24 protein-coding genes and 2 tRNA genes are annotated in these 23298 nt (G+C 57.4%); 7 read left to right on the forward strand and 19 right to left on the reverse strand.

Annotated elements, in window-relative coordinates; genetic code table 11:
• Positions 1-418: 418 nt before the first annotated feature.
• The gene (locus PSES9_RS0103705) at positions 419-1606 is read left to right on the forward strand and encodes a CynX/NimT family MFS transporter (protein WP_010484283.1); all 1188 of its coding nucleotides are present in this window, start codon (positions 419-421) and stop codon (positions 1604-1606) included.
• Between the two features lie 83 nt (positions 1607-1689).
• Here the strand turns inward: PSES9_RS0103705 and ychF are convergent, their stop codons facing one another.
• From ychF to PSES9_RS0103750, 9 genes are all read right to left on the reverse strand, one after another.
• Entirely contained in the window at positions 1690-2790 is a 1101-nt protein-coding gene (ychF, locus tag PSES9_RS0103710) for a redox-regulated ATPase YchF (protein ID WP_010484286.1), read from the reverse strand.
• Between the two features lie 36 nt (positions 2791-2826).
• Positions 2827-3411, reverse strand: a complete 585-nt coding sequence (gene pth, locus PSES9_RS0103715) for an aminoacyl-tRNA hydrolase (protein WP_010484288.1) — start codon at positions 3409-3411, stop codon at positions 2827-2829.
• A 68-nt stretch (positions 3412-3479) separates the two neighbouring features.
• Positions 3480-4130: a 50S ribosomal protein L25/general stress protein Ctc gene (locus PSES9_RS0103720; protein WP_010484290.1), complete on the reverse strand. Its 651-nt coding sequence runs from the start codon at positions 4128-4130 to the stop codon at positions 3480-3482.
• A 118-nt stretch (positions 4131-4248) separates the two neighbouring features.
• On the reverse strand, positions 4249-5190 hold the full coding sequence (locus tag PSES9_RS0103725; RefSeq protein WP_010484291.1) for a ribose-phosphate pyrophosphokinase: 942 nt from the start codon (positions 5188-5190) through the stop codon (positions 4249-4251).
• A 46-nt stretch (positions 5191-5236) separates the two neighbouring features.
• A tRNA-Gln gene (locus tag PSES9_RS0103730) sits at positions 5237-5311 on the reverse strand.
• A gap of 62 nt (positions 5312-5373) precedes the next feature.
• Positions 5374-5448: transfer RNA gene (locus PSES9_RS0103735), tRNA-OTHER, on the reverse strand.
• A 26-nt stretch (positions 5449-5474) separates the two neighbouring features.
• Positions 5475-6347, reverse strand: a complete 873-nt coding sequence (ispE, locus tag PSES9_RS0103740; protein ID WP_010484292.1) for a 4-(cytidine 5'-diphospho)-2-C-methyl-D-erythritol kinase — start codon at positions 6345-6347, stop codon at positions 5475-5477.
• Positions 6347-6964, reverse strand: coding sequence for a lipoprotein insertase outer membrane protein LolB (gene lolB, locus PSES9_RS0103745; protein ID WP_010484293.1), 618 nt, complete (start codon positions 6962-6964; stop codon positions 6347-6349). The genes ispE and lolB overlap by 1 nt, the downstream gene beginning before the upstream one ends.
• Positions 6964-8691, reverse strand: a complete 1728-nt coding sequence (locus PSES9_RS0103750) for a tetratricopeptide repeat protein (protein WP_010484295.1) — start codon at positions 8689-8691, stop codon at positions 6964-6966. The genes lolB and PSES9_RS0103750 overlap by 1 nt, the downstream gene beginning before the upstream one ends.
• Before the next feature lie 324 nt (positions 8692-9015).
• Here PSES9_RS0103750 and hemA point away from each other — a divergent pair, with 324 nt between their 5' ends.
• The 6 genes from hemA (at position 9016) to PSES9_RS0103780 (ending at position 14437) form a co-directional block, all read left to right on the forward strand.
• On the forward strand, positions 9016-10296 hold the full coding sequence (gene hemA / locus PSES9_RS0103755; protein ID WP_010484297.1) for a glutamyl-tRNA reductase: 1281 nt from the start codon (positions 9016-9018) through the stop codon (positions 10294-10296).
• Positions 10293-11375, forward strand: coding sequence for a peptide chain release factor 1 (prfA, locus tag PSES9_RS0103760; protein ID WP_010484298.1), 1083 nt, complete (start codon positions 10293-10295; stop codon positions 11373-11375). The genes hemA and prfA overlap by 4 nt, the downstream gene beginning before the upstream one ends.
• A gap of 72 nt (positions 11376-11447) precedes the next feature.
• Positions 11448-12281 (forward strand): peptide chain release factor N(5)-glutamine methyltransferase, encoded by an 834-nt coding sequence (gene prmC / locus PSES9_RS0103765; RefSeq protein ID WP_010484299.1) that lies wholly within the window; start codon positions 11448-11450, stop codon positions 12279-12281.
• The gene (locus PSES9_RS22955) at positions 12274-13086 is read left to right on the forward strand and encodes a molybdopterin-synthase adenylyltransferase MoeB (RefSeq protein WP_010484301.1); all 813 of its coding nucleotides are present in this window, start codon (positions 12274-12276) and stop codon (positions 13084-13086) included. Before prmC ends, PSES9_RS22955 begins: the two co-directional genes overlap by 8 nt.
• Complete coding sequence (murI, locus tag PSES9_RS0103775; protein WP_010484303.1) at positions 13079-13870, forward strand: glutamate racemase; 792 nt, start codon at positions 13079-13081, stop codon at positions 13868-13870. Before PSES9_RS22955 ends, murI begins: the two co-directional genes overlap by 8 nt.
• 48 nt (positions 13871-13918) lie before the next feature.
• Complete coding sequence (locus PSES9_RS0103780) at positions 13919-14437, forward strand: acyloxyacyl hydrolase (protein ID WP_010484305.1); 519 nt, start codon at positions 13919-13921, stop codon at positions 14435-14437.
• Between the two features lie 41 nt (positions 14438-14478).
• Here the strand turns inward: PSES9_RS0103780 and PSES9_RS0103785 are convergent, their stop codons facing one another.
• The 10 genes from PSES9_RS0103785 to PSES9_RS0103830 are packed head-to-tail and all read right to left on the reverse strand — an operon-like array spanning position 14479 to position 23215.
• On the reverse strand, positions 14479-14808 hold the full coding sequence (locus PSES9_RS0103785) for a YkgJ family cysteine cluster protein (RefSeq protein WP_010484307.1): 330 nt from the start codon (positions 14806-14808) through the stop codon (positions 14479-14481).
• A 37-nt stretch (positions 14809-14845) separates the two neighbouring features.
• Entirely contained in the window at positions 14846-15373 is a 528-nt protein-coding gene (locus tag PSES9_RS0103790) for a DUF2878 domain-containing protein (protein ID WP_010484308.1), read from the reverse strand.
• A complete protein-coding gene (locus PSES9_RS0103795) occupies positions 15366-16640 on the reverse strand; it encodes an SAM-dependent methyltransferase (RefSeq protein WP_029529355.1) in 1275 nt (424 codons plus the stop codon). Before PSES9_RS0103795 ends, PSES9_RS0103790 begins: the two co-directional genes overlap by 8 nt.
• Positions 16627-17427: a DUF1365 domain-containing protein gene (locus PSES9_RS0103800; RefSeq protein WP_010484311.1), complete on the reverse strand. Its 801-nt coding sequence runs from the start codon at positions 17425-17427 to the stop codon at positions 16627-16629. The genes PSES9_RS0103795 and PSES9_RS0103800 overlap by 14 nt, the downstream gene beginning before the upstream one ends.
• Positions 17427-18674, reverse strand: coding sequence for an NAD(P)/FAD-dependent oxidoreductase (locus tag PSES9_RS0103805; protein ID WP_010484313.1), 1248 nt, complete (start codon positions 18672-18674; stop codon positions 17427-17429). The genes PSES9_RS0103800 and PSES9_RS0103805 overlap by 1 nt, the downstream gene beginning before the upstream one ends.
• Positions 18675-18693: 19 nt before the next feature.
• Positions 18694-19443, reverse strand: a complete 750-nt coding sequence (locus PSES9_RS0103810) for an SDR family NAD(P)-dependent oxidoreductase (RefSeq protein WP_010484315.1) — start codon at positions 19441-19443, stop codon at positions 18694-18696.
• On the reverse strand, positions 19440-19865 hold the full coding sequence (locus PSES9_RS0103815) for a nuclear transport factor 2 family protein (RefSeq protein WP_010484317.1): 426 nt from the start codon (positions 19863-19865) through the stop codon (positions 19440-19442). Before PSES9_RS0103815 ends, PSES9_RS0103810 begins: the two co-directional genes overlap by 4 nt.
• Positions 19858-21303, reverse strand: coding sequence for a deoxyribodipyrimidine photo-lyase (gene phrB, locus PSES9_RS0103820; protein WP_010484318.1), 1446 nt, complete (start codon positions 21301-21303; stop codon positions 19858-19860). The genes PSES9_RS0103815 and phrB overlap by 8 nt, the downstream gene beginning before the upstream one ends.
• The gene (locus tag PSES9_RS0103825) at positions 21303-22256 is read right to left on the reverse strand and encodes a MerR family transcriptional regulator (RefSeq protein ID WP_010484320.1); all 954 of its coding nucleotides are present in this window, start codon (positions 22254-22256) and stop codon (positions 21303-21305) included. Before PSES9_RS0103825 ends, phrB begins: the two co-directional genes overlap by 1 nt.
• Entirely contained in the window at positions 22253-23215 is a 963-nt protein-coding gene (locus PSES9_RS0103830) for a YbgA family protein (RefSeq protein WP_029529356.1), read from the reverse strand. The genes PSES9_RS0103825 and PSES9_RS0103830 overlap by 4 nt, the downstream gene beginning before the upstream one ends.
• Between the last annotated feature and the right edge of the window lie 83 nt (positions 23216-23298).

Here is a 23298-nt window from a genome sequence, read left to right on the forward strand (position 1 = left end):
GACTTGAACCCCGGACCCCAGCATTATGAATGCTATGCTCTAACCAGCTGAGCTACGTAGCCGAGTGGCGCGCATTATTCTAGCCTGAGGGCTTTGTGTCAAGCATGTTTTGATAAAGTTATTGCGTTTGATCAAGTGCTTACGCGCAATGCGTGCACTCGCGTGGTTTGGATCGTCGCTGTGCCAAGCTAAATTTTAATTACCTGTCCAATCCGTCAACTTTCTCGGGCGAGCGTGGCACAATGCTCGGGTGTTGAATTGCCCTTCTTCGAGCTTCGGCTTTGTCTTTTTCGCTGTGGTGTATCAATGATCCTCCGCAGTCGTCTGTTTGATCGTTCGCCCAAGTGGGCGAGTTTTGTGTGGAGCGTGCGTCTGTGCAGCGTGTTCAAGGGTTTACCAGTGATGCTGGAGTGATTGAATGAGGATTAGGTTTTGGGGTTGGCTGGTGCTGGTTGCCTTGGGGCTTAACCTGCGGCCGATTCTCACCTCGATCAGTCCCTTGCTGGACGATATTCGGCTAAGCACGTCAATGAGCTTCCAAGGGGCGGCGCTGCTAACGACCTTGCCTGTGGTGTGTATTGGCCTGGTGGCGCTCTGTGGCTCGTGGATTGAAGCGCGGCTGGGTGAGGGCAGGGGCATTGCCTTGGGTTTGCTGTGTATTTTCCTGGCTTGTCTCGCGCGGGGTTTTATCGCGGATGGCAATGTGTTGCTGGCCACAGCGTTGCTGGGCGGTGTTGGTGTCGCGTTGATCCAGGTGCTGGTGCCAGGCATGGTCAAGCGTCAGTTCGTTGGTTGTGTGGCTTTGGCGATGGGGGTTTATTCGGCGTCATTGATGAGTGGCGGCGGCCTGGCTGCCTTGCTGAGCCCACATATGGCCCAGGCATTTGGTCATTGGCAGGCAGGGCTGTGGGTTTGGCTGATCCCTGCGCTGCTTGCCGCCTTGCTGTGGTTCAGGATGCCCTGGCACAGGCCTCAGGCCTTGGCGCAAAGGGTTTCATTCAAGGCCTTTGTCGGCAACCGTCGGGCATGGTTGCTGGCGATTTATTTCGGCTTCTGTAATTGGGGCTTTATGACCATGGTTGCCTGGCTGCCAGCCTATTACCAGCAGTTGGGTTGGAGCCAGCAGGCCAGTGGTGCGCTGTTGGCGTGGATGACCATATTCCAGGTGCTGGCGGCGCTGTCGATGCCGGTGCTGGCCCATCGCATCAAGGATCGACGACCTTTGCTCGGCATTAGCCTGGGGGCGCAAGTAATAGGTTATGCGGGGCTGTTATGGGCGCCGTTGGCGGCATCGGCAGCCTGGGTCGGGTTGGTCGGCTTCGGTTTGGGCGCCTGTTTCGTGTTGTGCCTGTTGCTGAGCCTCGACCACCTGCATGAGCCTCGCGCGGCAGGGCAGTTGGTGGCTTTTGTGCAGGGCTTCGGTTTTTTGATCAACGCCATTGCACCCTCGATGGGCGGTTGGCTGCGTGAGCTGAGCGGGTCGTTCTACAGCACCTGGCTGGTGATGCTGGTCAGCCTGATCTTGATGTTGCTGTTGACCTTGCGTTTTAGCCCAGCCAGCTACGCAAGGATCAATCACCCAGGCCAGCCTTCGGGAGCCAGCTAGGCGATGCGAAGGCAATAAAAAGCCCCCGGCTCACAAGGTGAGTCTCGAGGGCCTGGTTTGGCAGCCTGGGCTGCCAGAGGTGTTTAAACGTTGAAGCGGAAGTGCATTACGTCGCCGTCTTTAACGATGTATTCCTTGCCTTCCAGGCGCCATTTGCCGGCTTCTTTAGCACCTGCTTCGCCCTTGTACTGGATGAAGTCGTTGTAGGCGATCACTTCGGCGCGGATAAAGCCTTTCTCGAAGTCGGTGTGGATGGCTGCGGCGGACTGCGGGGCAGTGGCGCCGACGCGAACGGTCCAGGCGCGTACTTCCTTCACGCCAGCGGTGAAGTAGGTTTGCAGGTTGAGCAGCTCATAGCCGGCGCGGATGACGCGGTTAAGGCCTGGCTCGTCGAAGCCGAGCGACTCCAGGAACATGTCCTTTTCCTCGCCATCATCCAGCTCGGCGATTTCGGCTTCGATCTTGTTGCAGACAGGCACCACGACGGCACCTTCGGCGTCGGCAATGCCGCGCACGATGTCGAGCAATGGGTTGTTTTCGAAGCCGTCTTCGGCGACGTTGGCAATGTACATGACTGGCTTGCTGGTGAGCAGGTGGAAGCCGCGTATCAGTTGCTTCTCGTCGTCAGCCAGGTCCTTGAGCAGTGTGCGTGCGGGTTTGCCTGCGGTGAAGTGCGGAATCAGCTTTTCCAGCAGGGCTTTCTGTGCGACAGCATCTTTGTCGCCGCCCTTGGCGTTGCGCGTGGTTTTCTGCAGTTGCTTCTCGCAGCTGTCGAGGTCGGCGAAGATCAATTCAAGGTCGATAATCTCGATATCGCGCTTTGGATCAACGCTGTTCGATACGTGGATGACGTTTTCATCTTCGAAGCAGCGAACGACGTGGGCGATGGCGTGGGTTTCGCGGATGTTGGCCAGGAACTTGTTGCCCAGGCCTTCACCTTTCGAGGCGCCTGCTACCAAGCCTGCGATGTCGACGAACTCCATGGTGGTTGGAATCACGCGCTCGGGCTTGACGATCTCAGCCAGGGCATCCAAGCGCGGATCCGGCATCGGTACTATGCCCGTATTCGGTTCGATGGTGCAGAAGGGGAAGTTCTCCGCAGCGATACCGGATTTGGTCAGGGCGTTGAACAAGGTGGACTTGCCGACGTTCGGCAGGCCGACGATGCCGCAATTGAATCCCATGGTGTTTTCCTCGCGCAGATGATTTCTAGAGTTAGGTTAGGCTTTTTGGCTGTGCAGCTTTTGCATCGCTTTGTTCCACTCTCCGGCGAGCATCTCTGGGAGTACGCCGAGTGCAAAGTCGATGCTGGTGTCGAGTAGTTCCTGTTCGCTGCGCGGGGCGCGTCCTAGAACGTAATTGGACACCATGCTGCTATGCCCTGGATGGCCGATGCCAAGCCGCAAGCGGTAAAAGTTATTCTGGTTGCCCAGCTGCGCGATGATATCGCGTAAGCCGTTATGCCCGCCGTGCCCGCCACCCTGTTTGAGTTTGGCGACGCCAGGCGGCATATCCAGTTCGTCGTGAGCCACCAGGATCGCTTCGGCAGGGATGCGAAAGAAGTTCGCCAGCGCTGCCACGGATTGACCGCTGCGATTCATAAAGGTGGTGGGGATCAGTAAACGAACGTCGCGGCCTTGATGGCTGAATTTGCCAGTCAGGCCAAAATACTTGCGATCAACACTGAGGTTGATGCGTTGACTGTCTGCCAGTCGTTCAACGAAAAGGGCCCCGGCATTATGCCGAGTCTGGTCGTATTCAGGGCCTGGGTTACCAAGGCCAACGATCAGTTGTACGGCAGTCATACTGGAGCCCTTTATCGAAAACAGCTCAAGCGCAAATGCACTTGAGCTGTTGATCAGCGTAGCGGGTGTTACTCAGCTTCAGGAGCGTCAGCTGCCGGAGCGTCTGGAGTTTCCGCGTCAACTTCAAGATCTTCAGCTTTGGTAACGCGAGGCATGTGGGCGTTAGCCACGGCCAGGTCGCTATCGTGAGCCAGTGCAACCAGTTCAACGCCTTTTGGCAGAACCAGGTCAGACAAGTGCAGAGTCTGGCCGACTTCGATCTTGGCCATGTCGACTTCGATGAACTCAGGCAGGTTGCGTGGCAGTACGCTGATTTCAACTTCAGTAGCGGTGTGAGAGATCTCGCCGCCTTGCTTCTTGACTGCAACTGCTTTGTCTTCGTTGATGAAGTGCAGTGGAACCTGAGTAGTCAGTTTCTGGCCAGCAACAACACGGATGAAGTCAGCGTGCAGTACGAAACCTTTCGACGGGTGACGCTGCAGAGCTTTGATCAGGACGTTTTCCTTGGCGCCGTCGATGGACAGCGACAGGATGTGGCTGAACGAAGCTTCGTTTTCCAGCAGCTTGGCGAAATCTTTGGCAACCAGGCTGATGGATTGTGGAGCCTTTTCGCCACCGTAAACTACGGCTGGAACCAGGCTGGCGTTACGACGCAGGCGGCGGCTCGCACCTTTCCCCAGGTCTGAACGCGCTTGTGCGTCAATGTTAAAATCACTCATTTCATTTCTCCAAAATAACCTTTCCACCCGTTACGCTTGCGACCAGCGACAGGGTGGTTAGGTAAAAAAGCCCCGCATTAAGGCGGGGCGCATTTCGCTCAGGGCACAGGGTTCCGGATTAACGGAACATTGCGCTGATCGATTCTTCGTTGCTGATGCGGCGAACCGCTTCGGCGACAATAGGGCCAATATCGAGCTGGCGAATACGCGAGCACGATTGTGCGGCAGCGGACAGCGGGATGGGGTTGGTCACCACCAGTTCGTCCAGTACCGAATTCTCAAGGTTCTCGATGGCGCGACCCGACAATACGGCGTGGGTGGCGTAAGCGAAGACCTTGGCAGCGCCGTGTTCTTTCAGTGCCTTGGCACCGTGGCACAGGGTGCCAGCGGTATCGACCATGTCGTCGACCAGGATACAGGTGCGGCCTTCCACGTCACCGATGATGTGCATCACCTCGGAGTGGTTGGCTTTCTCGCGACGCTTGTCGATGATCGCCAGATCAACACCCAGCGACTTGGCTACAGCACGCGCACGCACTACACCGCCGATGTCCGGGGAGACGATCATCAGATTTTCGAAGCGTTGATCTTCAATATCATCCACCAGGACCGGGGAACCGTAGATGTTATCTACCGGGATATCGAAGAAACCTTGAATCTGGTCAGCGTGCAGGTCGACAGTCAGAACACGGTCAATGCCTACAACGGTGAGCATGTCAGCCACGACTTTAGCGCTGATTGCAACGCGAGCGGAGCGCGGACGGCGATCCTGGCGTGCATAGCCAAAGTAGGGGATAACAGCAGTGATTCGGGTAGCTGATGAGCGGCGGAAGGCGTCGGCCATTACCACCAGTTCCATCAGGTTATCGTTTGTTGGCGCGCACGTCGGCTGAATCAGGAAGACGTCTTTACCACGAACGTTTTCGTTGATTTCAATGCTGATTTCGCCGTCGGAGAATTTACCGACAGAGGCATCGCCGAGGGGGATGTGCAGCTGGCGTACAATACGCCGCGCCAGATCGGGGTTAGCGTTCCCCGTAAAGACCATCATCTTGGACACGCGCAGTACCTACCGGCTGAGGGTATACCTGGATGAGTATAGAAATTGGCAGGGGCGGCTGGATTCGAACCAACGCATGGCAGGATCAAAACCTGCCGCCTTACCGCTTGGCGACGCCCCTGTATCGTATTTCATTGCTGATGCTTGTAGCTCTCCAGACATTAAAGCCCAATAAGGCGTTAATGGCAGGGGCGGCTGGATTCGAACCAACGCATGGCCGGATCAAAAACCGCTGCCTTACCGCTTTGCGACGCCCCTATCTGGTGAAGCTCACTACTTTGCATCTACTTCCTGTCCAACTCCTGAAGCGCTCGGTGCAACATCGAGATGTTACGCCCTTGTGCAACAAAACTTGGCAAAGTGGCTGGAAGTTGGCGGGCGACTTTATCAGCATCGACCTCATTTGGGAAGCTCCCAAATACACAAGCTCCAGTGCCAGTTAATCTTGCGGGAACAAATTTGTTCAACAAGATCAGAGCGTTACGTACTTCTGGATAACGCTTTTCTACAACTGGCTGGCAATCATTTCGACCGCCCCCCTCAAGAAGGCTGCGAACTTTAATGGGCGGCGTATCGCGTGTCAACTCGGCGTCGGAGAAAATTTCTACTGTGGGTACAAGTACTTGCGGTATTGCCACGAGAAACCAGGGTTCGGGAAGCTCGATTGGCGTCAGTTTTTCACCCACGCCTTCGGCAAATGCGGCGTGCCCGCGAACGAATACCGGCACGTCTGCACCCAGCGCCAGGCCTATGCTTGCCAGTTCGTCCAGGCTGCAGTTGAGTTGCCACAAGTGGTTGAGGCCGAGCAGGGTGGTGGCCGCATCCGAGCTGCCGCCACCGATGCCGCCGCCCATCGGCAATTGTTTATCCAGCCAGATATCGGCGCCCTGGGCGCAGCCGGTGTGCTTCTGCAGCAGGCGCGCGGCCCGCACGATTAGGTTGCTGTCATGGGCCACGCCGGTAATTTCGGTGTGCAACTGGATTTTGCCATCGGTGCGCGGGGCAAAACTCAGCTCGTCGCCGAAATCGAGAAACTGAAACAGGGTTTGCAGCTCGTGATAGCCATCGGCACGGCGGCCGAGGATATGCAGCATCAGGTTGAGCTTGGCGGGCGCAGGCAGTGTCAGGCGTGCGGCGGCATGGTGTTGCCCGGGCATTATTGGCCCAACTGGCGAGGCTGCCAGTCCTTGACCACTATGGTGACCTGCAGGTCCTGGCCATGCAGCTTGATGCGCTCGGGCAGCCAATAGCCGTTTTGCTCAACATAGCTCAGGTATTCGACTTGCCAGCCATCTTGCGTCAGCTTTGACAGGTGGCTGTCGGTGTCCAGGGTGACGTTGCTCTTGGTATCGGGGGCGGGCAGGCCGCGAACCCACCAGAGCAGGTGCGAGACCGGCAGGTTCATGCGCAGCTGTTGTTGCAGCAGGGCTTCAGGTGACTCGGCTTTATAGCGGCCCTTGTTGGCGACCTCAAGCAGCACTTCGCCCGGGCGACCGGTCAAGCGTGCGGCGCCACCACCCAGCGGGCCGGACAGGCGAATGTCGAAGTAGTCCTGGCGTTGTAGCCAGAACAGGGTCGCGCTGCCTGAGTCCTTGGGGGCGCGGATGCCGATTTTTCCGCTGATTTGCCAGGCATCCAGCGCGCTCAACTGCTCTTTGTGGGCTTGCCAGGCGGCCTGGTTTCCCTGGCCTTGGACTGATTCGTGGGAGATCAAGCCGGCGCAGCCGGTCAGCAGCGCGACTAGGCTGCAGGCGATAAGGTAGCGCAAACGCATTAGGGTTTCTCTGCTCCTGTCAGGCGCTTGATGGTGCTGCGCAAGACTTCGCTGTCGGGTTGTTTTTCCAGGGCGCTGGCCCAAATATCACGGGCTTCGCTTTGCTTGCCCTGGACCCAAAGGACTTCACCGAGGTGGGCGGCGACCTCATGATCAGGGAAGTCTTCCAGTGCCTTACGCAGGAAGCGCTCAGCCTCGTCAAGCTTGCCCAGGCGATAGTTGATCCAGCCTTTGCTGTCGAGAATTGCCGGGTCGTTCGGACTTAAACGATAAGCTTTATCGATCAGTTCGTCGGCTTCCTGGTAGCGGGTGGTGCGATCAGCCAGGGTATAGCCCAGGGCGTTGAGCGCCATGGTGTTTTCCGGGTCACGCTCAAGAATAAAGCGCAGGTCGGTTTCCAGTTGGCCAAGGTCGTCACGGTCCTCGGCGAGCATGGCGCGGGTATAGAGCAGGTTGAGGTCGTCCGGGAACTGCTCGAGCCCTTGCTGGATCAGTTGCCAGGCTTGTTCCTTGCGTTGCTTGCCGGCCAGTGCTTCGGCCTCTATCAGGTACAGCTGGATGGCGTAGTCAGGCTCGGCGCCACGGGCTTTCTCGAGTTTGGCCGAGGCCTCGCTGATGCGATCGCTGGCGAAGAGTAGCTCGGTCTGGCGGGCCTGGGCGGGCAGGTAGTCATTGCCAGGGCCGACCAGGCCGTACTCGATCAGGGCGCTGTCTGAATCACCAAGCTCTTCGTAGGCGCGGGCCAGGTTGTAGTGCGCTGCATCAACGTGACTGCCACGCTCTATGAGCTCCTGGAGGTAAACGATAGCCTCTTGCCATGCCTGGGCCTCCAGGCAGACCAGGGCCAGGGAGAAGCGCAAGTCGTCGTCTTCGGGGAACTGTTGCACCAGCGACGAAAATTCGCCCTTGGCATCTTCCATGCGGCCCTGTTCGACCAGCGCGCGTGCATAGCTCAAGCGCAAGCGCTTGTCGTCCGGATGTTCGCGGATGCCTTTTTCAAGCAATGGCAAGGCTTCATCGCCACGCTCCAGGCTTTGGAGCAAGCGGGCTTGCAGCAGCAGCGGTGCTACCTCGTCGGTTTTGGCGGGGTGGCTTTCGAGCAGCTCAAGGGCTTCTTCGGAACGGCCATCCTCCTGAAGCAGCAGGGCCTTGCCAAAAATCAGCTGGCCGTTTGCCGGGTACTTGTTCAGCAGCCGATCAAAGCTCTGCAGCAAGCCTGCGCGGGTCTCCGGGTCGGTTTCTGCGGCCGACAGGGCCAGGAAGTCGAAGTGCGTATCGCCCTGGCGTTGCAGGACCTTTTCCATGTAGGTCATGGACTCGTCATAACGCCCGGCCCGCGCCAACTGCACTGCTGCTGCCCGTTGCGCATCGATGGCGTCGGGGGCATTTTTCGCCCAGATCAGCGCGGTGTCCAGGGCAGCCTGGTCTGCGCCCAGGTACTCGGCAATGCGAAAGCCGCGCTCGGCAACACCCGCATCCTGCGTCGCATTGGCTTGCTGCACGTAGTTGCCCAGTGCAATGTCAAAGCGGTTGCGTTGGCCGGCCATTTCAGCGGTCAGCAGTGCCAGCAAGGTTTCCTTGCTGAACGAGCTGTAGACCTCGGGCTGGGCAGCTTGCTCGGTTGCGGTCACGTCCTCAACCGGTGGCGAACCATCAGTCGAGGTATTAAAGGTTTGGCAGCCACCCAAAAAAGCCATGGCTGTCAGTAGTGCTAAAGATCTATTCATAGAAGACGAGACGGCTAACCTGCGGTCGGAGCATCATGACACAAGCCCTTGGGCAAGCCCATGGGATCATTAATTGGGCAATTGAACCTGCTCCAACTATTGCATGATGCTGAGTTAAAGCTGAGCAATGAACAACAGTGCAGCGCAAATATTTTACGAATTACATGCAAATTTATAGGTTTCTTGCCCCTGGCATCCATTATTCGGTGCCCGCCGGGCAAGATAAATTCTGCTTGAGATGTTGTGACAATAACGAGCGGTGGTTGTTCTCAAACGGTCGAAGTAGGACAATTGCCGGCTTATTTCATCTGTCAGCGAACATGCATGGCCTTTATTGCCCTCGGTATTAACCACAAAACCGCCTCGGTGGACGTCCGCGAACGCGTGGCATTCACTCCAGAGCAGTTGGTTGAGGCATTGCAGCTACTGTGCAGGGATACGGCTAGCCGTGAAGCTGCAATTCTCTCGACCTGTAATCGCAGCGAACTGTACATCGAGCAAGACAGCCTCACATCCGATGCGGTCCTGCAATGGCTGGCCAGTTACCATAATCTGAACCTGGAAGACCTGCGCGCCTGTGCTTATGTACATGAAGACGATGCGGCAGTTCGTCACATGATGCGCGTGGCATCTGGCCTCGACTCAATGGTGCTGGGCGAACCGCAGATTCTCGGACAAATGAAGTCAGCCTTCGCGGTCGCCCGCGAGGCGGGTACCATGGGGCCTTTGCTGGGGCGCTTGTTTCAGGCCACCTTCAGCACTGCCAAGCAGGTGCGCACTGATACCACCATTGGTGAAAACCCGGTATCGGTGGCATTTGCAGCCGTCAGCCTGGCCAAGCAAATATTCAGCGACCTCAATCGCAGCCAGGCGCTGCTGATAGGGGCGGGCGAAACCATCAGCCTGGTTGCCCGCCATCTGCATGACCAAGGGGTCAAGCGGATTGTTGTCGCCAACCGTACCTTGGAGCGCGCCAGCAGCCTGGCAGAGCAGTTCGGTGCCCATGCAGTGTTGCTTTCGGATATTCCGCAGGAGCTTGCCAAGAGTGACATCGTGATCAGCTCGACAGCGAGTCAGTTACCAATCTTAGGTAAAGGTGCTGTGGAAAGCGCGCTCAAGCAGCGTAAGCACAAGCCTATCTTCATGGTCGACATCGCCGTTCCACGGGATATCGAACCGGAAGTTGGCGAGCTTGACGATGTGTACCTCTATACAGTCGATGACCTGCACGAAGTCATTGCCGAAAACCTCAAGAGTCGCCAAGGTGCGGCAGAGGCTGCAGAAGAGCTGGTCTCGGTCGGTGCCGATGATTTTATGTTGCGTCTGCGCGAGTTGGCTGCTGTCGATGTGCTTAAAGCCTATCGTCAGCAAGCCGAGCGCCTGCGCGATGAGGAGCTGGCCAAGGCCCAGCGTATGTTGAGCAACGGGGCAAGCGCCGAGGATGTCCTGGCGCAGCTGGCGCGAGGCTTGACCAATAAACTGCTGCATGCGCCTAGCGTGCAGATGAAAAAACTGTCTGCTGACGGGCGCATCGACGCGCTGGCCGTGGCACAAGAACTTTTTGCCCTCGATGAGGGCGTGTCATCCAACAAAGGCATGCAATGAAACCTTCGCTGCTCAATAAACTTGATTTGATGCAGGACCGCTTCGAGGAACTGACGGCGTTGCTTGGTGATGCCGAAGTGATCAGCAATCAACAGCAATTTCGCGCGTATTCCAAGGAATATGCCGAGATCGAGCCGGTAAATGCTACGTTTGGCGAATACCGTAAAGTCCTGGCCGATCTCGAAAGCGCCCAGGCGCTGTTGAAAGACAGCGATCCGGATATGCGTGAAATGGCCGAGGAGGAAGTTGCCGAGGCCAAAGAGCAGTTGCTCAAGCTCGAGGCTGATTTGCAGCGCATGCTGCTGCCCAAAGACCCCAACGATGACCGCAACGTATTCCTTGAGGTGCGTGCCGGCACGGGCGGGGATGAAGCGGCGATTTTCTCCGGTGATCTATTCCGCATGTATTCGCGTTATGCCGAGCGTCGCGGCTGGCGGGTCGAGATTCTCTCGGCCAGTGAAGGCGAGCACGGTGGCTATAAAGAGGTCATCGCCCGCATCGAAGGCGATAACGTCTACAGCAAGCTCAAGTTCGAGTCCGGCGCACACCGCGTACAGCGCGTACCTGAAACCGAATCCCAGGGGCGGGTGCACACCTCGGCTTGTACGGTTGCGGTCCTGCCCGAGCCAGACGAGCAGGCCGAGATCAATATCAATCCGGCCGATTTGCGCGTTGATACTTATCGCTCTTCCGGTGCCGGTGGCCAGCACGTCAACACCACTGACTCGGCTATCCGCATTACCCACATCCCGACGGGGACAGTGGTCGAGTGCCAGGAAGAACGTTCCCAGCACAAGAACCGCGCCAAGGCGATGGCCTGGCTGGGGGCCAAACTCAAGGATCAACAGGATGCCGCCGCGCACAAGGAGATTTCCGATACCCGTAAGCTGCTGGTGGGTTCGGGTGATCGCTCCGAACGCATTCGCACCTACAACTTCCCCCAGGGGCGGGTGACCGATCACCGCATCAACCTGACCCTGTACTCGCTGGCTGAAGTCATGTCCGGTGGTGTCGATGCGGTGATCGAACCACTGCTCGCCGAGTACCAGGCCGACCAGTTGGCAGCCCTGGGCGACTGATCCAGCGCGCGTTAACAGCTGCGGCTCGGCGCGCTACTCTATATCACCATTGCCTGAGCCGATCTTGAACCCATGCCGACTATCCAAGCGCTACTGAGCAGCACACAGCTGCCGGACTCACCCAGTGCCCGGTTGGATGTCGAGTTATTGCTGGCGCACGTACTGGGCAAGTCGCGCAGCTACTTGCACACCTGGGCCGACAAGGCACTGACTGATACCCAGTTCGAGCAGTTCGCCGCGGCGATCAAGCGCCGCCAGGCCGGTGAACCTGTGGCCTATATCATCGGCCAGCAAGGCTTTTGGACTCTTGATCTGGACGTTGCACCGCATACGCTTATTCCGCGCCCCGACACGGAATTGCTGGTTGAAACCGCATTGCAGTTGATACCGGCGACGCCTGCTGCGGTGCTCGATCTGGGCACGGGCACCGGGGCTATTGCCCTGGCGCTGGCCTGTGAGCGACCTGCGTGGCAGCTTTGTGGGCTTGATCGAGTGCCGCAAGCCGTCGAGTTGGCCGAGCGCAATCGCCGCCGGTTACAGCTGGCCAACGCCCGCTTCATGCAGAGCAACTGGTTTGCTGCGCTTGATGACCAGCGCTACCAGATGATTGTCAGTAACCCGCCCTATATCGCAGCAGATGATCAGCACCTGAGCCAGGGCGATGTGCGTTTTGAGCCGAGCAGTGCGCTGGTTGCAGGCCCAGACGGCCTTGACGATATTCGCTTGATTATCGAACAGGCCCCTCACTTTCTCAGTGCCAAAGGCTGGCTATTGTTTAAACATGGTTATGATCAAGCCGCGGCGGTGTGCGAGCTGTTGAGCGCGCGGGGATTTGGCCAGGTTGAAAGTCGCCGCGACCTTGGTGGTCATCAACGCATTAGCATTGGATGTTTTGCCCATGAGTGAACAGGCTGGTTTTTTTGCAGAGCTAAGCGACGAAGAGTTGATGCGCTACAGCCGACAGATTCTGGTCCAGCAAATTGATGTAGCCGGTCAGTTACGCCTGAAAAATAGCCGTGTACTGATAGTCGGCGTTGGTGGGCTGGGGTCGCCGGTTGCACTTTATCTCGCGGCAGCCGGGGTTGGCGAGCTGCACCTGGCGGACTTCGACAGCGTTGACCTGAGCAACCTGCAGCGCCAGGTTGTCCATGACAGCTTGACGGTGGGCCAGCCCAAGGTCGATTCGGCGGCCGCGCGGCTCAAGGCAGTCAATCCGCTTATCAAGTTGCAACTACTGCGTAGCGCCCTGGACCAGGATTCATTGGCCAGTGCCGTTGCTGCTGTCGATCTGGTGCTTGATTGCTCGGATAACTTCACCACGCGTGAGGCCGTCAACGCGGCCTGTGTTGCCGCTCGGATTCCGCTGGTAAGTGGCGCCGCTATTCGCCTCGAGGGGCAGTTGTCGGTCTTTGACCCACGCAGTGATACCAGCCCTTGCTACCACTGCCTTTACGGCCATGGCAGCGAGGCTGAATTAACCTGTAGTGAGGCGGGCGTGGTTGGTCCTTTGGTCGGTTTGGTCGGTAGCCTGCAAGCGCTTGAGGCACTGAAGCTGCTGGCCGGGTTCGGTGAGCCCATGATTGGACGCCTGTTGTTGATAGATGCACTGGGCTCGCGCTTTCGTGAGCTGCGCGTCAAGCGTGATCCCGCTTGCAGGGTCTGCGCTGTTGCCTGTCAACAGGTCCCGGATGAGCCATTGGGCAATGAATAGCAACGCGCCCGTTGGCGTCTTTGATTCCGGTGTCGGTGGTTTATCGGTGTTGGCAGAGATTCGCCAGTTGCTGCCCCATGAGTCATTGCTCTATGTCGCCGACAGTGCCCATGTGCCATATGGCGAGAAAAGCCCGGAGTTCATTCGCCAGCGTTGCCGGGCAATTGCTGGTTTCCTGCTGGAGCAAGGCGCCAAGGCACTGGTGTTGGCCTGCAATACCGCGACGGTCGCGGGGGCGGCCGATCTGCGCCAGCTGTATCCGGATCTTCCCATTATCGGCATGGAGCCTGCGGTCAAGCCCGCTGCTGCCATAACCCGTTCAGGCGTGGTCGGAGTGCTGGCCACCAGTGGCACACTCAAGAGTGCGAAGTTTGCCGCCTTGCTCGATCAATTTGCCTCCGGCGTGCGCGTTGTCACCCAGCCTTGCCCGGGCCTGGTTGAGCAGATAGAGGCCGGTGATCTGGAAGGGCCGGCTACTCGGGCCTTACTTGAGCGCTATGTCGAGCCTTTGTTGGCGCAGGGCTGTGACACGCTAATCCTGGGCTGTACCCACTATCCGTTTATCAAACCGCTATTGCGTCAACTTGTCCCCGACAATGTTGGTTTAATTGATACGGGCGCGGCAGTAGCCAAGCAATTACAACGTTTATTGGCCGAACGTAATTTACTTGCAGGGCAATCTGATGTTAAACAGCTTTTCTGGAGCAGCGCGGATCCGCAAAAGATGCAGGCAGTGTTGCCCATGCTTGGGGTGGGGAGCGCCAGAGTCATGGCGTTTGAATAAAAATAGACAGGCCTTGTGAATAGGACTCACGAAAGAATAGGAAAAGGTATGAAAAAATCTATCACTCTAGTTGCTGCAGCAATTGCTGCGTGGGGGAGTGTTTGCAGTTCTGCTCAGGCTGCGGACCTTAGTTTTTCTATCGGGCAAACCAGTGACTCAACCACGACCTATCGTTTTGGCGCCCAGTTCGATTTCGACAGAAGCTGGCTGCAAAGCGATGTAGGGCGCCTGACCGGTTATTGGGACGGTGCATACACATACTGGGACGGTGACGAGACTTCAAGTAATCACAGCGTCTCATTGGCTCCAGTGTTTGTGTACGAGTTCGCGGGAGAGAACGTGCGTCCCTATGTTGAAGCCGGTATTGGTATCGCATTCTTCTCCAGTACTGAAATCGAAAATAACGATTTGAGTACCTCGTTTCAGTTTGAAGACCGCATTGGTGCGGGCCTGCGCTTCTCGGGGCAGGAAGTCGGTATCAGGGCTATTCACTACTCCAACGCCGGGATCAAGAATCCTAACGACGGGGTTGAGTCCTACGCGCTGCATTATCGCCTGAGTTTCTAAATGGCCTGGCAGTAACAGCGCTGGCAACTGCCAGCGCTGTTCTAGCGGTAGATGGTGGCCATGCCACGCCGCTCTTCGATGCACTCTGGCGATGCCATTTCAAACTCCCGGCAAATCAGCGGGCGTTGTTCATAAATGCTGCAACGCATGCTGTCGCGATCCAGTGCTGCACACCAGCCATCATCCAGGCGTAGCATCACTTCTCCACCCCAATCGTCAGTGCTGATGTAGCGTTCAGGAACGCCAGTTTCGGTGATCAGCATGACTTCCAGCTGGCAGCAGCATGCGGCGCAGTTCGAGCAGGCCACGGCTTCGCTGTCTGCGCTAGGTGGTTGCAGTTTGGTTACAGGGATGTGCGCTGAGTCGGTCATGGCCAGCAGTGTACGCCAGCCAGCAGGCTTTGGTGGCTCAAGCCGATCGACGTGTGCGCAAGGCTTGCTCGTATTGCGCGCGATAGAGCTTGGCAAAGCCATGCAGCACGGGCATCACCAGGGCCCAGACCAGCGCCAGCAGCAACAGGGTGGGCGCGGTACCGAGAGGCAAGCGCACATCTGCGATCTGCGCCCCGGCATAGTAGGACAAAGGCCCTGCAACTGCGCCCAGCAGGCTGGCGCGCCACCAGGGCTTGGCTGTCCACGCCAGGCAGTGGTTAAGCGTGCTGGCCAGCAGTATCCAGAGCAGTGCCAGCCACAGAGGTATCAGCGTGCGAGGCTCGGAAAACTCAAACACACCAAGGTTCAGCAAAAAGCTGTCCAGTGCGCTGCCTGCGCAGAAAACGCTGATTAACAGCTTGCCTTCAGCGGCCCAACTGCTGGTCCAGAAAAAGTGAACCGCCAATATGCCCGCCACTATCAGCAACCACAGGCTGTCACCGGCGAACACACAGGTGAACCAGCCAAGTTGGAAGAGCAGGGCATTGACGATCAGTTTAGGCATTAAAGCGTCCAAGTAAGGGGGCGGGTCGTGCGCCAGGTTTTGCCAGCAGCAGTTGTGCGGTACCGATGGTGCGCTCAATAAAGCCGCCCTCGCAATAGCACAGGTAGAACTCCCACATGCGGTAGAAGTATTCGTCGTAACCGAGCTTTTCCAGGTTATGGCGGGCCTGATGCAGGTTCTCGTGCCATAAGCGCAGCGTGCGCGCATAGTGCTGGCCGAAGTCCTCCATGTGATGCAGGTTCATGTCGGTCTTGTCGGTAATGATATCGAGCATCTTGGTGATTGAGGGCAGCGCACCGCCCGGGAAAATGTAACGTTGGATGAAGTCGACGCTATTGCGGGCCTGCTCGTAGCGTTGGTCACGAATAGTAATGGCTTGCAGTAGCATCAATCCATCTGGCTTGAGCAGATTGGCGCATGTCTGAAAGTAGCTGCTGAGAAAGCGATGGCCAACAGCTTCGATCATCTCGATCGATACCAGTTTGTCGTAGCTGCCTTCCAGGTCGCGATAGTCTTTGAGCAATAAGGTTACGCGATCTTCCAGGCCCTGTTCTTTAATACGTCGCTGGGTGTAATCGAACTGCTCCTTGGAGAGCGTGGTGGTGGTGACTTTGCAGCCGTAATTAAGTGCGGCATAAATCGCCATGCTGCCCCAGCCTGTGCCAATTTCGAGCAGATGATCCTGGGCTTGCAGGTCGAGCTTCTGGCAAATGCGCTCCAGTTTATTCAACTGGGCTTGATGCAGGCTGTCTTCGGCACTAAGGAATTGCGCCGCTGAATACATCATGCTGGGGTCGAGAAACTCCTCGAACAGCTCGTTGCCAATGTCGTAATGGGCCGCGATATTTTTTCGCGAGCCTTTGCGGGTATTGCTGTTGAGCCAATGCAGGCCCAATACGAGCGGACGCCCCAAGCGAGCAAGACCGGTTTCCATGGCATCCAGGGTGTCGAGGTTAGTGACAAATACGCGCACCACGGCGGTGAGGTCCGGCGAGCTCCAGTGGCCGTGGATATAAGCCTCACCGGCTCCGATGGATCCGTTCTTGGCAACCATGGCCCAGACGGCACTGTCGTTGACCTTGATTTCGGCATGGATGCTGGCGTGCGGGTCGCCAAACTCAAAGCGCTGACCGCCCTCGATTACCGTCAGGGAGCCATGACGCAGACCTTTCAGCTGGCGTAGCACACCGCGCCGCAGCAAACCCGCGCCCAGGCCGCTACCCATCATTAACGCGCTCCTGGAAGAACTGAAGCTAGAGCTTTTCATGGGTGGATTCCTTCGCATGCTGGCGGGCAACGCTGAATGAATCAGTTGCCGGCAGGTGGTTGAACAATGGTGTTCGTTTGATCAGCAAGCGCAGCGCTTGCCAGTAGATCGCAATGACTGTCTTGCCGGTCATCCAGGGGAAGCTGGCCAGGTAGCGATACAGGTTTTTGCGCGTGAGCTCGCGGCGGGTCACGCTCAGGCTGGCATCGAACAGCTTGTCGGGGCCTTGCCAGTCGGCCATGTGGATTCCCAGTCGTTGGCTGACCGGGCTGAACCTCATTCGGTATTGGATATCGCGCGGCAAGAAGGGTGAGACATGGAATGCCTTGTTGACGCAGACCTCTTGCCTGGCATCGTCGCTGGCGGGCACGACATAGTGATAACGCTCGCGCCACGGCGTGTTGCTGACCTCGCAGAGAATGGCTAGCAGCTTGCCGTTGCGGTCGTGGCAATAGAAAAAACTTGCCGGGTTGAAGGCCAGTCCCCAACTGCGCGGCTGTGCAAGCAGGCAAATGGACCCTTCGGGCATTTGCCCGGTGGCTTGTTGCCCGCGTAGCCGTACCGCATCAATCAAACGAATGCCCACGCGGGTGAACTGTGGCAGAAAGTCTGTTTCGCGAAATGCAAATGGCGCAAATCGACCACGCCCGGCCAGCCAGGACAAACCCAGGACCTGATCCTGTTCATCCAGGTCAAGGTATATAAAACCCATGCGATACCTGAAGTCGTGTGGCTTTGGGGCAAAGCGTCGATGCTGCACCGTGCCGCTGTAGAGTGCGCTGTTCATCACAGGGCCTCATCGAAGTGGCGGGCGACGCGCAATGCACTCACGACGCCGTCTTCATGGAAGCCGTTGGCCCAGTAGGCACCGCAGAAATAGCTGTGGTTGGGGCCCAGCAACTCTTCATGGCGACTTTGTGCACCAACACTGTCGAGGCTGTATTGGGGGTGCGAGTAGCTGTAGCGGCCGAGGATCTTGCTCGGTTCAATCTGGGCGCTCTGGTTAAGGCTGACGCAGAAGGTGGTATCGCTTTGTATGCCCTGCAGGATATTCATGTTGTAGGTCACCGCCGCCGGTTGTTCGACGGGGCCGCCCAGGCGGTAGTTCCAACTGGCCCAGGCCAGCGGTCGCTGGGGCAAGAGGCGAGTGTCGGTGTGCAGTACCACGTCATTGTCTGCGTAACGCAAGGCGCCGAGGATTTGCCGTTCCTGCGCGCTGGGCTGCGCCAGCAGTGCCAGGGCCTGGTCACTGTGGCAGGCGAAGACGACTTTATCGAAACGCTCAAGGCCGTTGGTGCTGTAGATGTTCACGCCTTCGGCGTCGCGTTCGACCCTCTGCACTGGGCAGTTAAGCCGGATGTGTTGTTTGAATGAGGCGCTCAGGGGGTCTATATAACGGCTGGAGCCGCCCTCGATTACACACCACTGCGGCCGATTGTTGACTGATAGCAGGCCGTGATTCTTGAAAAAACGCACGAAGAACTGCAGGGGGAAATCGAGCATGTCTTGCAGCGACATTGACCATATCGCCGCGCCCATGGGGACTATGTAGTGTTCGGTGAAGCGGCTGCAGTAGCCGCCCGCCTTGAGGTATTGGCCCAAGGTCATGCTGGGGTGGATTCGGTAGTTATTGAGGTCGTCGATGACCTCGCGATTGAAGCGCAGAATATCGCGGACCATGTTCCAGAACCTGGGCGAAATCAGGTTGCTGCGCTGGGCAAATAAACTGTTGAGGCTGTTGCCGTTGTACTCGGTACCGCTGACCGGATCGCTGACCGAAAAACTCATCTGTGTAGGTTTGTAAGCCACTCCAAGCTGGCCGAGCAAACGAATGAAATGGGGGTAGGTCCAGTTATTGAAGACAATGAAGCCGGTATCGATTGCAAAGCGTTTCCCAGCAGTTTCAACTTCAACCGTATGGGTGTGACCGCCGATCCAGTCGCTGGCTTCAAACACAGTGATTTGATGCTTGCGATTAAGCAAATAGGCACTGGTTAGTCCTGAAATACCACTGCCGATAATGGCAATTTTCATGTCTGATCCCAATTGCTGGTTAGGTACGAGCCATGCGTTTGCCAATGGCAACTTGCATCGCTTTGGGTAGCGCGCCGAGTAACCGCAGGCAACGGATAAACAGCCACGGAAAGGCAATCTCATAAGGGCGCTTGTCGAGGCGCTTTACGATGTGCTGCGCGGCAGTTGTCGCGGTGACGCGCATGGGCATCGGGAAATCGTTTTTCTGCGTCAGCGGTGTCTCTACAAAACCGGGGCTGACCAGGGTCACATCGATTCCCTCATGTGCCAGGTCAAGGCGCAGCGACTCAAACAGGTAGCGCACCGCAGCCTTCGACGCGCCATAGGCTTCAGCGCGTGGCAGTGGCAAATAGGTGACCGAACTGGCAACCGCGACCAGATGTGGATTCTGGCTTTTGCGCAGCAAGGGCAGGGCGGCTTCGATGCAGTAGCTGGTGGCGAAGAGATTGGTCTTGCACACCCGTTCAATCAGCGCGGCATCGAATTTGGACGCATCGAGGTATTCGCAGGTGCCTGCATTGAGAATCGCCGTATCCAGCCAGCCCCAGGTCGAGTTGATGCGATTGGTGATGTCCTGCACTTGGTAGCGATCACAGAGATCTCCCGCAAGTACCAGCACCTGATGTGGGTAGCGCTCCGCCATGGCCTGCAGCGGCTCCACGGAGCGAGCGCTCAGCGCCACGCGATGGCCCATGCCGAGCAGCAACTCGGCGAGTTCTGCACCAATGCCACTGCTGGCGCCGGTGACCCAATAGCGACGTTCGTTCATTGGCTTAACCTGCCTTTCAGCCATGAGATGACTGTGCCCAGGACTGGCAGGTGTTCATAAAGCAAACTGCCTGCGTCAAAGTAGTCGCGATGTTGATAAACCCTGGTATGCCACAACAGGTGAGAACAGCCTTCAACCTGGATCAGGTTGCCACCCGCGAGGCGCGGGTGGCGATAGCTCATGGTCCAGCGCAGATAGCCTTCGCCACTTCCGACCTGGTCATACCCCTTGAAGTCGAAGCTTAAATCGCTGACGTTCGCGTATAACTCGGCAAAATAGCCGCGTATGTTTGCCAGGCCATGGAGCGTGTGCAGCGGGTCTTGAAACACGGCATCTTCGCTGTACAAATCGACCAGGCGCTCAAGGTTGTGCTTGTTCAGCGCGGCGAATTCGCGGGCGAAGTCCTTCAGGAAATCATTCATGGAAAACATGCCTCGGTTCTTCACTCAGGTCCCTGAAGGCGTTGATCGCCCGCTCACGGCTGCTTTTTAAATCAACGATCGGGCTTGGATAGTCCGCCATGCCAAACAAGCCGCCGAGCGCCGAGGGATCATGGATTTCCTTTTTTCCCAAGCCATCCAGTTCAGGCAGCCATTGGCGGATAAAGCGTCCATCCGGATCGAAGCGCTGTGACTGGCTGACAGGGTTGAATATGCGGAAATAGGGCGCCGCATCCGTTCCGGTCGAGGCGCTCCATTGCCAGCCGCCGTTGTTCGCAGCGAGGTCGCCATCGATCAGGTGGCGCATAAAGAAACGCTCGCCTTCGCGCCAGTCAATCAGCAGGTTTTTAGTCAGGAACATGGCCACCACCATGCGCAGTCGGTTATGCATCCAGCCCGTGCTCAGTAGTTGGCGGATCGCCGCATCGATGATCGGAATACCTGTGCGGCCCTGCTGCCATGCATCCAGTTCTGCAGGGGCCTTGCGCCATTTGAGCAAGTCGGTTTCAACCCGGAATGCCCGGTGTTTCGAAACCCGTGGATAACCAACCAGGATATGTTTGTAGAACTCGCGCCACAGCAACTCGTTGATCCAGGTGGTGGCGCGGGCATTGCCGCTGTCGAATTCACCGCGGTTAAATGCCAGCGCCGCATGCAGGCATTGGCGCGGCGAAATAACGCCAGCGGCCAGGTATGCAGACAACTGGCTAGTGCCAGGGCTGGACGGGATATCACGCTCTGCTTGATAGTCCGCTATGGGTTCGTCGACGAAGCGGGCCAGGCGGCGCATGGCTTCATCCTCGCCGGCAGGCCAGAGTTGTTGCAGTTGCTTGCTGGGCGTTGCGAATGGTTCGACTTGCAGCGGTACCGGGTCGGCTTCGATTGCCAATGCCGCTTGTGCGGCGGGCTTGGCTATCAACCCTGGAATGTTGTCGTGCAGACGCTGATAGCAAACCTTGCGGAACTGGCTGTAAACCTGAAAGTAGGTGCCGGTCTTGGTCAGTACGCTGCCCGGCTGGAAAAATAACTGGTCAAGGTGGCGGCGCAGCCCAATGTCCAGGGCGTCCAGCGCTTGGCCTACCTGGTCGTCGCGCAGGCTTTCGTTGACGCCGTATTCCTGGTTGAGATGTACCTGGCCAATGTCGAATTGTTGGCACAGCTCGCTAATTACGCCTGCTGCCTGATCCCAGTGCTCGGCAGTTCGGACCAGCAAGGGCACGTTCAGCTTGCCCAGTTCGGTACTCAGGTGGCTGAGGTTGCGCAGCCAGAAATCGATCTTGCAGGGGGCATCGTCGTGAGCTTGCCATTGTGCGGGGCTCAACAAAAATACGGCGACAGTCGGCCCCTGTGCCATTGCTGCGGCCAGCGCGGTATTGTCATGCACCCTGAGGTCGGTACGGAACCACATCAACTGCTGCATCAGGCCTCCTCTAGCAGGCGTCTATCGGTCAGCACTTGCATGGCGCTGATCGGATCAAGGGCAATGGCCAGGTTGCTGTGCTGGCTGAGTAACTCCAGTAATTGGGCTTGATGAATGTTTACCGTTGGCCCGGTGATGAGCAGGGGGATGTCATGTCCCTGGAGCAGTGTCGGGAACTGGCTGAGGGTCAAGGGGTGGGTTGAATACAGCAGTACCGCACAAGGCTGAATGTGTTCGATGGCCATGCCCAGCTCAGTCAGGGGCACGGGCCAGTCAAACACTTCAACCCGCGATTCGGCGCTGCTTGCCAGCCAGGCGCTGAGCCACAGTCCTGGGGCCATGGGCAAGTCGGAGCAGTTGACCATCAACAGCGGGTCGCCCATGTTCTGGCGGTTGTTGTGGTAAAGCCGGGCACCGAGCTTGCTGCGCAGCCATGAGTGAAAGAACACTTGCTCAAGACAGGCGCCAAATTGCCCATGCCAGCGTTGTTCGAGCTCGACCAGCAGCGGTAGCAGCAGTTGCTTGCACAGCACCTGCGGCGGGTAAACTGCCAGCTCGCTGTTGAATATGTCGTCGATGCGCCGCTCAGCCAAGGCGCTGATGGCCTCAAGTAGTTGCTGGCACTTGTATGCCCATTGCGAATCAGCCCATTGCGCGCCAGCCACGGCTAGTGCTGGGGCGCCTGTGTCCAGCAGCCCCTTTACCTGGCTGACCGAAACACCACGGTTGATCCACATCAGGATCGTTTGGATCTGGCTAATCTGTTGCTCGTTGTACAGGCGGTGACCTTTGGCCGTGCGCTGCGGCACGATCAGGCCATAGCGCCGTTCCCAGGCGCGCAGCGTCACCGGGTTAACGCCGGTAATACGCGCGACATCACGGATAGGTCGCAAACCATTCGCGAGTGCGGCTTGGTAATCCCCGTCGATGGGGGCTTGGTCTATGTGGGTCATAAGGCATTTCGCAAGCTGAGGTTTTCCGGGTGCGGCTGCAAGTAAACCTGTTGATCGATATAAGGGTCGGGATGCATTCGGAAGTGATGTTTAAGCAGCGTCAGAGGCACCACCAACGGCACCACGCCTTGGCGGTACTGGCTGATGAGGTGCTGCATTTCTTGTTTCTCTTGTGCGCTCAGTGATTGCTTGAGATAGCCGCTGATGTGCTGCAATACATTGCTGTGGGTGCCACGGGTTGCGCAGTTTTTCAGCGCGGCCATCAGTTGGCTGAAATACTTGGGCGCAAGTTCTTGCAGATCATGGGTGCCGAGGTTACCCAGCAGGCGGCCCAGCATTTTGTATTGCAATGGGTTGCTTGCCATTAGCAGGTATTTGTAGCGTGAGTGGTAGCCGATCAGGCTTTTACGGGTCAGGCCGGTTTGCATCAGTTGCTGCCAGTCGGCATAGGCAAACACGCGGCAGAGGAAGTTCTCGCGCAGAACCGGGTCGTTCAGGCGGCCTGCTTCTTCCACCGGCAGGTCGGGATGGCGGGCGGTAAACTCAGCGGCATAGATGCCCGTGCCCTGGGGCTCGCTGGGGTTGCCGTTATCCTGGTAAACCTTGACCCGGTATAAGCCGCAAGATGGCGACTGCTGCATGAAGATATAGCCGCATATATCTGTCAGTTCGCCAGCAACTTGCTGGCCATAAACTGCCAGTCGCTCGGTCACGTCGAGGTCTTTGTTGACGGTGCCTACCGCTCTTGGCGCTTCGGGGTCACCGACCAGGCGTATGGGTTCGCGTGGTGTGCCCAGGCCAATGGCTACTTCAGGACAGATCGAGACAAACTCAAAATAATCATTCAGGCTGCGGCTGCACAGTCGCGATTCTTTGTGACCGCCGTTGAAGCGCACAGGCTCGCCCATCAGGCAGGCGCTTATAGCGATTTTCGGTTTGCTGACCCTTGCGTCTGACATAGCCATGATGACCCTATGATGATTAGTTGTACAAAATAAAAACGTGTACAACTTTTCTTCATCATAGAGTTGTTCTTGTACAA

It is taken from the genome of Pseudomonas sp. S9 (genome assembly GCF_000222125.1).
GTDB lineage: Bacteria > Pseudomonadota > Gammaproteobacteria > Pseudomonadales > Pseudomonadaceae > Aquipseudomonas > Aquipseudomonas segetis.